Genomic DNA, 14,700 nt, shown 5'->3' on the forward strand with positions numbered 1-14,700 from the left:
GGCTGTGGATAACCCTGGCCGGTGCGCGAAACGTGCAGGTGGGAGGCGTTGTCAGTGCTGTCTGCTTCCATCGGACTCAGGCAGCGGCGGTCGGGCGATCGCCGGCGGGCCGGGCAGCGCGGCTGCCGCGGGGCGACCGGCGGCAGCAGACGGTGTGTTCGCTTTCTCCGCCATGGGCGTGGGGAGGGTGTGGCGGCGGGGCGGCGCCATGGGCCGGGAGGGGCCGGGTGATGGATTGTCCGGCGCTCTCGGAGGGAGGCGCAGACGCGGGAGAGGGGCGCGGGAGACGCAGTGGGTACGACCGTAGACTCGCAGGTCGGGGGCGTAGGAGCAGGACGGGCGCGGCAGGTTCGGCGGACGTCGGGACCGGGACGGAACGACCAAGCGGTAGGGGATGGCATGGCGAGGCGGTGGGAGTCGGCGGCAGGGGAGACCCGGCCGTCGGACGGCCCGGCCACGGCCATGCCCGGAGGCGCGGGGGAGGGCCGTGGGACCGGCGAGGCCGCCTTGGCCGGCTGTGCCGCGGTCTTCCTGCCCGCCCGGCCGCCACGCGCCGGGAAGGTCGCTTTCTGGCGCCCGGACGGCGGCCCGCTCCCGGATCTCGCCACCGGGGGAGGCGAAGGGGCGTCGGACAAGGACGGGGCCGCTGAGCCGGGACGGCTGACCGTCGCCCGACGCCATGGGAACGGCGCCCGCAGCCGTACGGTCCCCGCCGTCCTGCTTCCGACGGCCGCGGCCGTCCCCCTGCTGGTCCGTGCCCGGCGCGACCCGGCGGCTCACCCGGCCGCCGCCTGCTGGGGCGCGGCCACCCTCCATGCGCTGCACCTCGCCGCCCGCGGCAGGCTGCTGCCCGGACTGACCCTTGAGGACACCGACGCCTGGCGCGCCGGCCCGCTCGACCCCGAGGACATCGCACACCTCCGGGCCATCGCCGCCGCCATGCCCACCGACGCCTACGCCGTGCCGATCCCCGGCAGCCGCCCCCTTCAGGTGACCGACCCTGCCGTCCTGGTGCGGCTCTATGTGGACGCGGTCGTCGATGCGCTGCCCCGCACCCCCGCCGCCGGGATGGTGGCCGGTGCCCCGTACGCCGCGAGCGCGCCCCAACACCTCCCCGGCGCCCGGGAATGGGCCGCCGAGGTCGCGGCCGGTGTCGACGCGGGCGTGCGGCTCTCCCTGCGCCTCGACCTCTCCCCGCACAAGCTCTTCGACACGGCGGAGGCGAGCGGGGCGGGCAGTACCGAAGAGCGCAGCGCGGCGGCCGCCGTCCTCCAGGTGCACAGCCTCACCGACCCCACCCTGGTCGCCGACGCCCGCGACCTGTGGGAAGGCGAAGGCCCCGACCACTTCGGGCCGCGCTCCCGTGTCGACACCCTCCTCGCCCTGCGCCGCGCCGCCCGCATCTGGGCCCCGCTCGGCCGCCTCCTGGAGCGGCCGGTCCCCGACGTACTGCCGCTCGGCGAGGACGAGTTGTACGAGCTGCTGGGGGAGGCCGCGCCACGCCTGGGCGCCGCGGGAGTGGCCGTCCACTGGCCCAAGGAGCTCGCCCGCGGCCTGACCGCGGCGGCGGTGCTGCGCCCGGCGCCGGGCTCGGCCGCGGACGGCTTCGGCTTCTTCGACACCCGTGAACTGCTGCAGTTCCGCTGGCAGATGGCGATGGACGGGGTGCCGCTGACCGAGGCGGAAATGGACGCCCTCGCCGAGGCGCACCGCCCCGTCGTCCGGCTGCGTGACCAGTGGGTCCTGGTCGACCCCGGGCTCGTCCGCAAGGCCCGTAAACGCGAACTGGGCTATCTGGAGCCGGCCGATGCCCTCGCCGCGACGCTCAACGGCACCGCCGAGGTGGACGGCGAGGAGGTCGAGGTGGTGCCCCAGGGCGCCCTCGCCGCGCTGCGCGGCCGCCTCACCGCCGAGGCACGCCCCCTGCCCCAGCCGCCCGGACTGCGGGCCACCCTCCGTGACTACCAACTACGGGGCATGGCCTGGCTCGACACCATGACCTCCCTCGGACTCGGCGGATGCCTCGCCGACGACATGGGCCTGGGCAAGACCATCACCGTCATCGCGCTCCACCTGCACCGGCGGCCGGGCGCACCGGTCCTCGTCGTCTGCCCGGCCTCCCTGCTGGGCAACTGGCAGCGCGAGATCGAGCGCTTCGCCCCCGGCACGCCCGTACGCCGCTTCCACGGCGCCGGCCGCAGCCTCGACGGCCTGGACGGCGGCTTCGTGCTGACGACCTACGGGACGATGCGCAGCAGCGCCGCCCAACTGGCCGGGCGGTCCTGGGCCTGGGTCGTCGCCGATGAGGCCCAGCACGTGAAGAACCCGCGCTCCTCGACGGCCAAGGCACTGCGCAGCATCAAAGCCCCCGCCCGGATCGCCCTCACCGGCACGCCCGTGGAGAACAACCTCTCCGAGCTGTGGGCCCTCCTCGACTGGACGACCCCCGGGCTCCTCGGGCCCCTCAAGACGTTCCGCGCACTGCACGCCCGTGAGGTCGAGGGCGGTGAGGATCCGGCGGCGGCCGAGCGGCTGGCCAGGCTGGTGCGCCCGTTCATCCTGCGCCGTAAGAAGTCCGACCCGGGGATCGCGCCCGAACTGCCGCCCAAGACCGAGACGGACCACCCGGTGGCACTGGGGCGCGAACAGGCCGCGCTCTACCAGGCCGTCGTCCGTGAGACCCTCACCCGGATCGAGACCGCCGAGGGCATCGCCCGCCGCGGCCTGGTCATGAAGCTGCTCACCGCCCTCAAGCAGATCTGCAACCACCCCGCGCAGTACCTCAAGGAGGCCGCGCCCGGTCTCGCTGCCCGCTCCGGGAAGCTCGAACTCCTCGACGAACTCCTGGACACCATCCTCGCCGAGGGCGGCGCCACCTTGGTCTTCACCCAGTACGTGGGGATGGCGCGGCTGCTCGAACGGCATCTGGCCACCCGCGGCATCCCGGCGCAGCTCCTGCACGGCGGCACCCCCGTCGCCGAACGGGAGAAGATGGTCGACCGCTTCCAGTCGGGGCACGCGCCGGTCTTCCTGCTGTCCCTGAAGGCGGCGGGCACCGGCCTGAATCTGACCCGCGCGGGACACGTGATCCACTACGACCGCTGGTGGAATCCGGCCGTGGAGGAGCAGGCCACCGACCGCGCCTACCGCATCGGCCAGACCCAGCCCGTCCAGGTCCACCGGCTGATCGCCGAGGGCACGGTCGAGGACAACATCGCCCAACTCCTCAGCGCCAAAAGGGCGCTCGCCGACGCGGTGCTCTCCGGCGGCGAGACCGCGCTCACCGAGCTCTCCGATGCCGAACTGGCCGACCTCGTCTCCCTCAGGAGGCCCGGATGAACCCTCACCGCACCTCCGGGCGCGCCGCCGCCGCGGACCGGCTGGCCCGCGCGGACCGCTCCCGTACCTTCCCGCCCCTGCCGGTCCGGACCGGTGCCCGGGGGCTGTTCGCCGAATCCTGGTGGGGCAGCGCCTGGCTGGACGCACTGGAGACCACCGCCCTCGACAGCGCCCGGCTCGCCCGCGGCCGGACCTACGCCCGCGACGGCCATGTCGACACCATCAACATCACCCCGGGCCGCATCGTCGCCACCGTACGCGGCAGCAGGCCCCGGCCCTACAGTGCCGACATCCGCCTCCGGACCCTCAGTGACCAGGAGTGGGACGGCCTCCTGGAGGCCATCGCCGAGGAGCCCGACCATCTGACCGCGCTGCTGGCCAAGAAGCTGCCCCGGGCGCTGGCCGACGCCGGGACGCGCCTGCTCCCCGGGCCGGGCGACCTCGTCCCCCGGTGCTCGTGCCCCGACCACGGCAGGCCCTGCAAGCACGCCGCCGCACTCTGCTTCCAGGTCGCCCGCCTCCTGGACGCGGACCCGTTCGTCCTGCTGCTGATGCGCGGCCGCGGTGAACGCGAACTCCTCGACGAACTCTCCCGCCGCAACGCCGCCCTCACCGCCCGCGAAGCCCGCGCCCACCCCGTCGCCGCCACCCCACCGCCCCTGCCCGGCCGGGGGCCCGAGGCCCGCGAGGCGACGCCAACTGCCGCCTCCGAACCAGTCGTTGAGGTGGCCTCCGGCGAGCGTGCGGCCCCGGGGACGTCCACCGGTCACGGTGTCCTGGCCAGGGTGGCGCTCGCCGACCGCCCCCGCCCGCCGCTCCCGCCGCCGCTGCCGGCGCCCCCACAGCCCGGTCGCCCGCCGGCCCTGCCGGACGGCGACGGCCTGCCCTTCGACCCCGCCGCCCTCGAATTCCTGGCGGCCGACGCCGCCGCCCGCGCCCACGCCTGCGTGTCCGCCGCCGGATCCCCGGGCCCCGGTGCCGGGCGCCCGGCCGTCCACAGCCCGTTCCCGTCGCTGCCCCCATGGGAGGACGCCATCCGGCTGACGGCCACCGCCCACCCCACCGCCGGCCTGACCTCCACCACCAGGGCCCTCTACCGCGACCTCGCCGCGGCGACCGGCCGTACGACCACGGACGTCGCCCGCTCCGTCGCCGCCTGGCGGCAGGGCGGCCCCGAAGGCCTCGCCCTCCTCGACACCACCTGGAACCCCCCGGCCGGCGACTTCGACCGGGCCCGCAGCGCCCTCCTCGCCGCGGACCTCCCGTCCCTGCGCCCGCGCCACAACCACCTCACCGACCCCGGCCGCGGCATCCAGCTCCGCTTCGGCCGTGACCACCGCTGGTACCCGTACGAATCCGAACCCGGCACCGAGGACTGGTGGCCCACCGGCCCGGCCGACCCCGACCCCGTGGGCGCCCTCACCGCCCTGCTCGCGCGATGACTAACCTCAACGCCGTGGAAGGTCTCGACGCACTCACCCGGTCCCTCGCCCAGCGCACCCCCGAACAGCTCGCCGCACTCCTCACCCGCCATGCCGAGCCGCTCGCCCGCCGGCCCGCCCCCACCGAACTCCGCGGCCTGGCAAGCGCCTTGTGGTCCTACGAGACCCTCCACCAACTGGTACTGCACCTCGACCACCCCCGGCTCCAGGTGCTCACAGCCACCGCCCGCATCAGCCAGGAGCGCGCCCGGCGAGCCGCCCCCGGCCCCGCCGCCCCCGCCCCGGGCGCCGACTACCAGTCCCTGATGGCGCACCGGCTGTCCTTCGCCCACCTGGCCACCGAACCCGTCCCGCCCGAGGACGTCCTCGCCGCCCTCGGCGCCACCTCACCGGGCCGCACCCGCACCGCCGCCGAAACCGCCCTGAGCGCCCTCTACGACGACGGACTCGCCGCGCCGACGGAGGACGGCGCGATCGTCGTCCCGCCGCGCACCCCGCAACTCCTGGCCGCCCACGACCCCGGCCCGTTCCTTGCCGACGCCCCGAGGCCCGCCCCGGACGACCCCGACGGTCCCGCGACGCCCGCCGCATCCGTCCCGCCGACCTCGCCGCACGACGAATCCCGGGCCGCCGCGGCGACCCTCGCCGCCACCCTGGACCGCCTGCTGGCCTCTCTGGCGACGCAGCCCGCCGCGCTGCGCAAGTCGGGCGGGCTGGCCGTACGGGAGATCAAACGGCTGGCCAAGGCGGCCGGCGCCACCGAACCGCACACCCGCCTCCTCCTCGACCTGGCGCTCGCCGCCGACCTGATCGCGCTGACCCGCACCCCGTCCGGCATCACCGCGCTGCCCACCGGCGCCTACGACGACTGGCTCGCTCGCCCGCCCGGCGCCCGCCTCGCCCCCGTCCTGGCCGCCTGGTCAGGGCTGTGGGACATCCCCACCCACACCCCGTTCGGCGAGACCCCGACCGCACTGGTCCGCGGCCACGACCGGCACGCGCCCGCCCTCCGGCACGCCCTCCTCGCCGCCCTGGCCACCGTCCCCCACGGTGCGGGAGCCCCCCTCCCGCCACTGCCGTTCACCGAACCCCCGGAGGGGGAGAGAGGCGGCCACACTCCCTGGACGGATCTCCTCCGGGCAGCGGACTGGCACCGCCCCCTCGCCGTCACCCACCAGCCGATGGCCGGGGAACGCGCCGCCCACACCCTCCACGAAGCCGCCTACCTGGGCCTGGCCGCCCACGGCACCCTCACCCCGCTCGGCCGCGCACTGCTCACCGACCCGCAGTCGCTGGACCGGCCGCTCGCCGATCTGCTGCCGCCACTCCTCGAACAGGCCCATTTCCAGGCCGATCTGACGGCTGTCGTACCCGGCCGCCCCGCCGCCGGGCTCGCCGCACTGCTCGCCTCCGCGGCCGACCGCGAATCCGAAGGCCACGCCGTGACCTGGCGCTTCACCCCGCACTCCGTACGCCGCGCACTCGACACCGGCCACACCGCCGACACCCTCCTGGAGGACCTCACCCGCGCCTCGGCGACAGGCACCCTGCCGCAGCCGCTCGGCTACCTCGTCCGGGACGCCGCCCGCGCCCACGGCCGGATGCGCGTCCTGCCCGCCGCCTGCTGTATCCGCTCCGACGACGAAGCCCTCGTCAAGGAACTCGCCGCCCACCGCGCCCTGCACGACCTCGGGCTGCGCGCCATCGCCCCGACCGTCCTGGTCAGCGCCCGGCCGCCGGCCGCCACCCTGGACGCGCTGCGCGCCGCGGGCTACGCACCGGCCCTGGAATCCGACACCGGCACCACGACCGTCGAACGGCTCCCCGCCCACCGCGCCACGGCACCCGCCCCCACCCGTGACCCCCGGGCGCCGCTCGCCCTCGCCCACCGCCTCCTGGGCGTCCCCGCACCGCCCCAAGAGGTCACAAAGACCGGCGAGGCATGACCCGTTGGCAGAGGATTACGCCCACGGTTGCGGCGAGGGCGATGGTTCCGGTGGACGCCTCGATGGCGGTCGCGCGGCCAGGGAACGACCCGCGGTCGCGCTGTCCGGGCCGTCGAGGAACGAGGGCGGCCACCGTACGGGCGGGGCCCGCGGTCATGCCCTCAGCCGTCTGCCGGTTTGCGTCGGGTCGCCCCGCTGATCCGGCGCAGCGCCGTCGGCCCGAAGCTGAGCGGGCGGGGGAGGCGTCTGGGGGTGGGCGCGGAGCCGGAGTGGTGGGGCGGGGCCGGGGGCTGCCCGGGCGCGGGCGGTGCGGCCGAGAGCGCGGCGGTGGGCCTCGCCGACCGGGCCGAGGCGGCACCGGCCGCCGCCGGAGGGTGCGGACCGGCGGCCGCCGGGCTCCCGGGCGCGGCCGTCAGCGGTGCCGGGACCGGCCCGGGCGATGTCTGCCGACCTGCTGCCCCGCCGGCCGTGGGGCGGATCCGAGCCTTTTCCCAGAGCAGACCGAGTGCGGCAGCGGGGCGCAGGAACGGGGCCGTGGGGGCGGCAGGTGCGAGGACGTCGACATAGGAGCCGCGGACGGCCCGGCCGGCCGTGGGGGAGGGGAGCAGTTCGCCGGTGGCCACCGACCATGGTTCCTGGACGAGGCGCCCGATGGTCCGCTGTACCTTCCGGGCGAGTGACGGCTCGTCCATCCCGTGCCGGCGCAGTGCCCCGCGCAGCGCGGCGGCACCGTGGGCGGCGAGGGACAGGCCCTGACCGCAGTCGTGGGCGAGCGAGACCACCGCGCCGCCGAGGGCGATGAACCCCGTGGGCCAGGAAGAAAGTTGCTCATAACGGCGCCGCAGGTCCGAGGTGTCGCGCGTCAGCCGTACCTCGCTCAGCGGCTCGGCGGCGGCGATGAGGTCGCCGATGACGGAGTGGCCCGTGCGGTGGGCGAACGGCACGAACCGGCCCGCGTGTTCGCAGGGCCGGTCGTCCCCGGTGCCGGTGAGCGTGACCAGCCAGCGTCCGCCTTCGATCGGCACCAGCGTCGCCGTCCTCCCGGGCACCGGGCGGTGCGGTGCACCAGGAGAGGGGGGCGGGCCGCCGAGCCCCGAACGGGCGGTGAGCACCGGGCAGTTCTCCGTACCCTCGGGGGCGCGGAAGATACGGGTCGCCGAGACGATCCCGGAGTCCACGACGTCCTCGTGAGCGGAGGGCAGCCCCAGCGCGGTCAGCCACTCCCGGGCGGTGGAGTGCCGGCCGGTGGCGTCGACGACGAGGTCGGCGTCCAGAAGGTGGGTGGCGCCGCTGGTGGTGTCCCGGACGCGCACCCCGGTGATGTGTTCCGCGGTGCCGGTCAGCTCCGTCGCTTCGGTTCCGTCGAGGACGGTCACTCCGGGGAGGGCCGACGCCTGCCGGCGGATGACCCGGTCGAGCAGATCGCGGGAGCAGGCGAGCAGATACCGCGAAGACGCCCGGCGGCCCGGCCGGACCTTCGGGGCGCGGCCGGCGAACTCCGCCGGTAACGGCATCCGGCGGGCGCCCTCGGCAAGCCAGCGCGCGGCACTTCCGGGCAGCAGGGTGTCGATCAGCCGGACGCCGTCCGCCGTCAGCAGATGCGCGTGCCGGGCCTGCGGGAGGTCCGTGGGGCGGGCGGGGGTCCGCGGCAGCCGGTCCCGCTCGACGACGATGACATCGGCGTGTCCGGACAGTGCCGCGGCGGCGAGCATGCCCGTGAAGCCGCCGCCGAGCACCACGGCGAGGTAAGGGTGGGTGAACTCGAGCCCGTTGTTGCTCGAGGTGCTCGACGCGTTCATGGGCAGTCCCTTTCTCGGCGGCGGCGGGCGGTTCCCCCGCGGGAGCGGGACACGTCCAGGAAGGGCGGTGCCGCATACGGTCGGGAACGGCGGCGAGCGGCGGCGATGACGGCGTCGGTGGCGGCCGTGAAGGAGGCCGTGAACGAAGCCGCCAACGAGGACGGCAGGGACGCGGAGGCGGTCCGCAGAATGCGCAGGGCTGCCGGTGCGAGCGGCACTGCCCGTTGTGGGTCCCGGCAGGCCGGCGCGAACGCCGGCCTGCCGCCCCCCGATTTCCCCATCATGATTCCCCCTCAGGCCGTGCCCGCCCCGCCCTGCGCACAGCCACGTCCTCCACCGCCACCCGCCCGTATCACCGGGTGCGGCGGGCGGGCACAACTGCCTCGCGGAGCGTGCTCCGCCCCGGGGGACGCGGCCGTCACATCTGGTCAACGGCGGACACAATTCGGGATCGTAGGCGGCGGCGATCACATCCGACAGCCGGGTTTGAGCGAGAGGCACGAGGCAGCCACCCCCGGAATACCCGCGGGTAGATCCGCAGTAAAACGGCGCAATGGGCAGAAACCGCCGTGACGCTTTCTCGCGACGCGAGAAAGCGGGCGGGAAATCCCCCTGGGAAGAGGGGCGGTGGCGTCCGCAGCGGCGCATGGTTGGCGCGAAATGATCGGGTACCCACGGGTGTGGAGCTGCCGTGCCTACCCTGTGCGGGCACCGCACTGGAGAACCCGAGGGAGAGTCGTGCGCGCGATTGTGATGCGAGAATTCGGCGGCCCGGACGTGCTGCGGCTCGAGGACGTGCCCGAGCCGGCACCGCGCGGCGGCCACTCGCTGGTCGACGTGGCCCTGGCCGGCATCAACTACGCGGATGTGCACGTACGGGGGGACTCCTATCTTGCGCCCGTCGAGCTGCCGTACGTACCCGGGAACGAGGTCGTGGGGACGGTGGACGGCGGGCGGCGCGTCGTCGGACTGTGCCGCGGCGGCGGATACGCGGAACGGACGCTGCTGCACCGCCGCGTCACCTGGGACGTCCCCGACGCCATCAGCGACGAACAGGCCGTCGCACTGGCGCTGCAGGGCAACAGCGCCTGGCATCTGCTGTTCACCTCGCTGCGCCTCACGGAGGGCGAGACCGTTGTCGTGCCGGCCGCGGCGGGCGGTGTCGGTTCGCTGGCCGTCCAGCTCGCCGCGCGCGCCGGCGCCAAGGTCATCGCTCTCGCGGGCTCCCCGGAAAAGCGCGAACTGGCCGGGAAACTGGGCGCCCACGCGGTGGTCGACTCGACCGCCGAGGACCTGACGGAGCGCATCCTGGAGGCGGCGGGCGGTCCCGTGGCGGCGGCGCTGGAGATGACCGGTGGAGTCACCTTCGAGCGGACCCTCGCCGCCGTCGCGCCGCGCGGCCGGCTCGCGGTGTACGGGTTCGCCGGCGGAGAGCTGGCGAGCGTGCCCACCCGGGAGCTGATGGAACGGAGCATCACCGTCTCGGGCTTCTGGCTGCCGCAGCTCTACGCGGACCGTACGGCGCTGCCGACGTCCATGCGGGCGCTGTTCGACGCGGTCATCGAGGGCACCCTCACGCCGCAGACCGGCGCCGTGTACGGGCTTGGGGAGGCGGCGCGGGCGCACCACGACCTGGCCGCCCGTACCGGGACCGGGAAACTGGCGCTCGACGTCACCCGATAATGCGGGTGGCCCGGGGGGACGGACGGGCACAAGGGGTGTGGGGGCACAGTCCTTGGCCGTCCATCGGGAGCAGCGGGCAAAGGGGGCGGCCCGTACCGCACATGCCGCGCGCCTTCGGGCGCGGATCACTGCCAGGGGAGAGAGCACACGATGGGTCACAGCACCACAGCCACGGGATCGCCGGCCTCGGCCGACGCGCCCGCCACCGGCGTGGCGCCGCGTACCGCGGGCCACTCCAAGAAGGCGCGCCAGACGTTCAAGGGCGCGCCGGCCGCGGGCTCCCGGGCGTCGGGATCCGGCCATGCCGAGCGGGTCTTCCTCGTGCAGACGGCCTTCGCCGAGCTGGGCGGATCCGCCCATGGCCCCGGTGAGATCGCCGAGTTCACCGGCCTGGACGACTCCGTCGTCTACCGCATCCTGCAGTCCGGCATCTACCAGCGCATCTTCGAGCGGGTGGACCGTGGTCTCTACCGGCTGCGGACCTCGGCCGCGCAGCTCGCCTTCACCGCCCTCGACCACCGGCTCGACGGCGGGATCTCGCAGACGGTGCTCAGCGAACTGCGGGAGGCCACCGACAGCGGGCTGGCGTTCCTCTACATGGTGGCGCCGTTCTCCGGCGCCCAACGGCAGTGCGTCGACATGGCGGTCGGCGACTCCGACCTCGCGGAGCTGGGAATGACCCCGCGCGATGTGCTGTCCGTGACGCGTTCCCTGCGCACCGGCGCCTCCGGGCGGACGATCCTCGCCTACCTGCCGGAGGTGCTCCAGCAGCGGGTGCTGGCCGAGCCCGTACCCGACCAGGCGGGACCCGGTGTCTTCCGCGACAACGACGCGCTGGTGGAGTCCCTCGCGGAGGTGCGCGACCTCGGCCACGCGCTCGGGTACGAGGAGTGCATGGCGGGCTGGAACTCCTGCGCGGCGCCGATCATGTGGGACGGCTCCATCATGGGAGCGGTCCTGCTCCTCAAGCTCAAGTCCGTGATGCCGGTGGCCCCCGAAGGCGTCATCGAGGCGACGAAGGAGGCGGCGGCCGAACTCAGCCGCCACGGGGCGGCCCGGCCGGCCGCGGACCAGGCCTGACACGCGGCCCCCGGCCGGCCGCCCGCTCAGGAAGCCGGCCGGGGCGGCACCCGGGTAGCCGTGCAGAATGGCGGGGTGCGGCTCGAAGCGATCACCTGGGAACGGCTCACCGACGCGCTCGCCGAGCGCCTTGTCGCGATGCCGGCGAAGGACGGGAGCCCCTGGCTGCGGGTGGCTCTCGACGGGGCTCCCGCCGCCTCGCCCGGTGAACTGGCCGCCCGGCTCGCCGAGGCGCTGCGGCTGCGGGGCCGGGCGGTGCACAAGGCCGGCACCTTCGGCTTTCTGCGCCCCGCCTCGCTGCGGCTCGAATACGGCCGCGAGGACCCCGACGCCTACCACGACGAGTGGTTCGACCGGCAGGCGCTGTGGCGCGAGGTGTTCCAGCCGCTGGAGCCGGGCGGCACCGGAAGGGTGCTCCCGGACCTGTGGGACCCGGTGGCGGACCGGGCGACCCGCAGCGCGTACGTGCAGCTGCCGCCCGGCGGCGTCCTGCTGCTGCACGGTCCCCTGCTGCTCGGTCACTGGTTTCCCTTCGATCTCTCCGTCCACCTGAAGCTGTCGCCGGGCGCGCTCGCCCGCCGCACCCCGGAGGGCGAGCGCTGGACGCTGCCCGCCTTCGCGCGCTACGAGGCGGAGACCCGGCCCGAGGAGGCGGCGGATGTCGTCGTACGGGCCGACGACCCCCGCCGGCCGGCCTGGAGCGGACCGCTCTGAGCGCCCGGTCCGGCCGGAGTGTCCGTCCCGGCCCTGGCGTCCGTTGCCGCCCGAGCGCCCGGCCTCAGACGAGCTGGCGGATCTCGCCCCGGACGCGGTAGAAGCCGCCCGACGAAGCCGCCAGGTCATCGACGACATACCGCGCCCCGGCCCGGCGGATGTGGCGCGGGAACTGCACGTTCCAGGACGGCTCATAGCCGTCGGAGACGACATGGACCCGCAGCCGGCCGCCCTCCTGGACGCACTCCACCACGATCTCCGAAGCGGCGGCGGACGCCACCGTGCGCACCGTGGCCGACGGGGTGTACGTGGGCAGCGCGGCGGCCGACTTCACATCCCGGGCCACCGGGACCGTGCCCGACCGGGCGGCGGCGACGGCCGCGTCACTCGCGTCCACACACACCAGGGACCCGTCGGTGGTGACCATGTACAGCTTCTCGTCCAGATACTGCATCGACAGCGCCGATCCGCCGCCGGTGCCCAGCTTCCACAGACGGGTGCCGTCGGCGGCGAAGCAGTACACCGAGGAGGCGGAGTCACCGGCGAAGACATAGCGGCCGCCCGGAGCCGTGGCACAGGAGTAGACGACCGTGTCGCACTGGTAGGTGGCTTCCAGCGCGCCGCTGTCCTTCGTGAGCCGCTGCACGACCCGCCGGTCGGTACCGGCGTACACCGAGTGGTCCTCCTGCCAGCCGAACAGCACCGCGCCGTTGGTCGGGGTGTGCCACAACTCCCCGCTGCCGTCGGCACGGTAGGCGGTCACACCGCGGTGATGGCCGTGGTAGACGGCGTGCTCGTCCCGTCGCACCATCCAGGCGTGCCGGCCCGCGCTGCGCCGCGACCACTGGTACTCGTCCTCGTGGTCGATCACCGTCAGACCGCCGTCGCGGTCGGCGACGTTGAGGATGCCTTCGCGGATGTCCAGCCAGAAGATGTCGACATCGGGGGCGATGCCGTACGCGGCGAAGGGGAGCTTCGAGGAGAGGTCGTAGACCGTGCCGTCGTCGCAGCCCGCATAGATCCAGAAGTCGTCCGCCACCAGGCACTTGACGCCGTCGGGGAGCTGATAGCGCGCCAGCACCTCGCCGTCGTGGCCGAGGGTGTAGACGTCACCGTTCTGGTTTCCGACCCAGCAGCGGTCCTCCGCGATGTGGATCCCGAACGCCGCGGCGCCTGTACGGAAACGCCACAGCACCGGTGCGACCGCGCGCGCCGTCGACGGTGCGGAGGAGACCTGGCGGCGCGTCACCGGCCGGGCGGCGCGCTGCCCCCGGACCGCCGGCGCATAGCCCTTGCGGACCTTCTCGCCGATCTTCCTGGCCGCCGCTGCCTGCGCCTTCTCCCGCGTCGGGAACGTCGAGTTCTGCTGCTGGCCGTCGGCACCGATGCGGCCGTAGCGCACCGAGACGACCGTGTCCCGCACCGTCACCTCGTAGAACTTGTGGGCGCCGCCGCCCTCTTGCGACAGCTCCAGATACGTCGTGGCCTCGGACATGGCGCTCCCCTCCCCGGGCGGCCCCGACGGCCGTCCCCCGCTGCAAAAAACCGTACGGCCGACCACTGACAATCGACCGTGGAGACGCCGGGCGCGGACCGCTGACCGCCGCGTGTGCGACGGCGGTTAGCGTGGCCCTGTGAGCACTTCATTCCCTGCATCCGACGAGCCCGCCGCGCTGCCCGGCAGCCAGGGGCCCACCGCCACCGTGGAGGCCCGGCCGCGCTCGGTCGGCACCGTGACCATGACCTATGCGCCCGACTACGACGGAGACCCGGACCCCGGCGAGATCGTGTGGACCTGGGTGCCCTTCGAGGAGAACGACGGCCGGGGCAAGGACCGCCCGGTGCTGGTCGTGGCCCGGGAGGCGGGCGGCACGCTGCTGGCCGTGCAGCTGTCCAGCAAGCGGCACAACAACGACCGGGAGTGGGTCCCGATAGGGACCGGCCCGTGGGACCGCGCGGGGCGCGACTCATGGGTGGCCGTGGACCGGGTGCTGCGGGTGCACCCGGCCGGGATGCGGCGCGAGGCCTGCGCCCTGGACCGGGGCCGCTTCAACCTGGTCGGCAACCGGCTGCGCGAGCGCTACGGCTGGCGCTGAGGGATCCGCTGCCGGGACGTCAGGCGGTCGCCAGGGCCAGCAGCTTGGTGACGGTGTTCCAGTTACGGGCGGTGGCCGTGACCCCGAGGGGGGCGCGGCTCACCGCGTCGGCGAGCTTGGAGCGACCGATGCCGCCGGGGCACCACAGATACAGTTCGCGCCCGATCAGCCGGTACTGATCGGGCGCGAACGCGGCCGGGTCGAGCGCGTCCAGCCGGGAGGTGTCGGCCGGCACCGCCGACAGGAACGTGACATGGAGGCTCTTGGGCTCCGGCACGGCCTGCGGAAACGGATTCGCGGCAACTGCGGCGGCCAGCTCGTCACCGGTCCGGACGAGGACCGGCACCGTCAGGCCGAGGTCCGCGGCGATCCGGTCATGGATCAACCGGGCCGTCTCCTGAGGCGGTGTACCGGGGTCGGCGAACACGATATTGCCGGTCTGCAGCAGGACCGAGACGTCCTCGAAGCCCAGCGACTCGGCCAGCTCCCGCTGCTTCGCCTTGGGGAAGGAGTTGTGGCCGCCGACGTTGATGCCGCGGAGCAGAGCGATCTGACGGGACATGACGCTGCCCTTCGTGGGAGGCGGCCCGGCGAGGCCGCA

Annotated in this window: 10 protein-coding genes; 7 read left to right on the forward strand and 3 right to left on the reverse strand. The window is 74.6% G+C overall.

All coding sequences use genetic code 11. The annotated features are described in order from the left end of the window. The first annotated feature begins 462 nt into the window (after nt 1–462). Genes STRNI_RS31095 through STRNI_RS31105 form a run of 3 tightly spaced genes read left to right on the forward strand, consistent with a single transcriptional unit; the run spans nt 463 to nt 6,727 of the window. Nucleotides 463–3,339 carry a DEAD/DEAH box helicase gene (locus tag STRNI_RS31095; RefSeq protein ID WP_266448888.1) on the forward strand — a complete coding sequence of 959 codons (2,877 nt, stop codon included), beginning with the start codon at nt 463–465 and terminating at the stop codon, nt 3,337–3,339. Continuing rightward, nucleotides 3,336–4,781, forward strand: a complete 1,446-nt coding sequence (locus tag STRNI_RS31100; RefSeq protein WP_274734926.1) for an SWIM zinc finger family protein — start codon at nt 3,336–3,338, stop codon at nt 4,779–4,781. The genes STRNI_RS31095 and STRNI_RS31100 overlap by 4 nt, the downstream gene beginning before the upstream one ends. Next, on the forward strand, nt 4,778–6,727 hold the full coding sequence (locus STRNI_RS31105) for a helicase-associated domain-containing protein (RefSeq protein WP_277412416.1): 1,950 nt from the start codon (nt 4,778–4,780) through the stop codon (nt 6,725–6,727). The genes STRNI_RS31100 and STRNI_RS31105 overlap by 4 nt, the downstream gene beginning before the upstream one ends. Nucleotides 6,728–6,888: 161 nt before the next feature. Here STRNI_RS31105 and STRNI_RS31110 read toward each other — a convergent pair whose 3' ends face one another. Then, nucleotides 6,889–8,526: an FAD-dependent oxidoreductase gene (locus STRNI_RS31110; RefSeq protein WP_277412417.1), complete on the reverse strand. Its 1,638-nt coding sequence runs from the start codon at nt 8,524–8,526 to the stop codon at nt 6,889–6,891. A 738-nt stretch (nt 8,527–9,264) separates the two neighbouring features. Here STRNI_RS31110 and STRNI_RS31115 point away from each other — a divergent pair. From STRNI_RS31115 to STRNI_RS31125, 3 genes are all read left to right on the forward strand, one after another. After that, entirely contained in the window at nt 9,265–10,209 is a 945-nt protein-coding gene (locus STRNI_RS31115) for a quinone oxidoreductase family protein (RefSeq protein WP_277412418.1), read from the forward strand. Nucleotides 10,210–10,359: 150 nt separating this feature from the next. Then, nucleotides 10,360–11,289: an IclR family transcriptional regulator domain-containing protein gene (locus STRNI_RS31120; RefSeq protein WP_266448862.1), complete on the forward strand. Its 930-nt coding sequence runs from the start codon at nt 10,360–10,362 to the stop codon at nt 11,287–11,289. 75 nt (nt 11,290–11,364) lie between these two features. After that, nucleotides 11,365–12,003: a nucleoside/nucleotide kinase family protein gene (locus STRNI_RS31125; protein WP_159490383.1), complete on the forward strand. Its 639-nt coding sequence runs from the start codon at nt 11,365–11,367 to the stop codon at nt 12,001–12,003. Nucleotides 12,004–12,067: 64 nt separating this feature from the next. Here the strand turns inward: STRNI_RS31125 and STRNI_RS31130 are convergent, their stop codons facing one another. Beyond that, nucleotides 12,068–13,498, reverse strand: coding sequence for a WGR domain-containing protein (locus STRNI_RS31130; protein ID WP_159490381.1), 1,431 nt, complete (start codon nt 13,496–13,498; stop codon nt 12,068–12,070). A 139-nt stretch (nt 13,499–13,637) separates the two neighbouring features. Here STRNI_RS31130 and STRNI_RS31135 point away from each other — a divergent pair, with 139 nt between their 5' ends. Continuing rightward, nucleotides 13,638–14,099 (forward strand): type II toxin-antitoxin system PemK/MazF family toxin, encoded by a 462-nt coding sequence (locus STRNI_RS31135; protein WP_174876477.1) that lies wholly within the window; start codon nt 13,638–13,640, stop codon nt 14,097–14,099. Nucleotides 14,100–14,118: 19 nt separating this feature from the next. Here STRNI_RS31135 and STRNI_RS31140 read toward each other — a convergent pair whose 3' ends face one another. After that, a complete protein-coding gene (locus STRNI_RS31140) occupies nt 14,119–14,661 on the reverse strand; it encodes a DUF1697 domain-containing protein (RefSeq protein ID WP_159490379.1) in 543 nt (180 codons plus the stop codon). Between the last annotated feature and the right edge of the window lie 39 nt (nt 14,662–14,700).

This window comes from Streptomyces nigrescens (assembly GCF_027626975.1).
In the GTDB taxonomy this organism is placed as follows: domain Bacteria; phylum Actinomycetota; class Actinomycetes; order Streptomycetales; family Streptomycetaceae; genus Streptomyces; species Streptomyces nigrescens.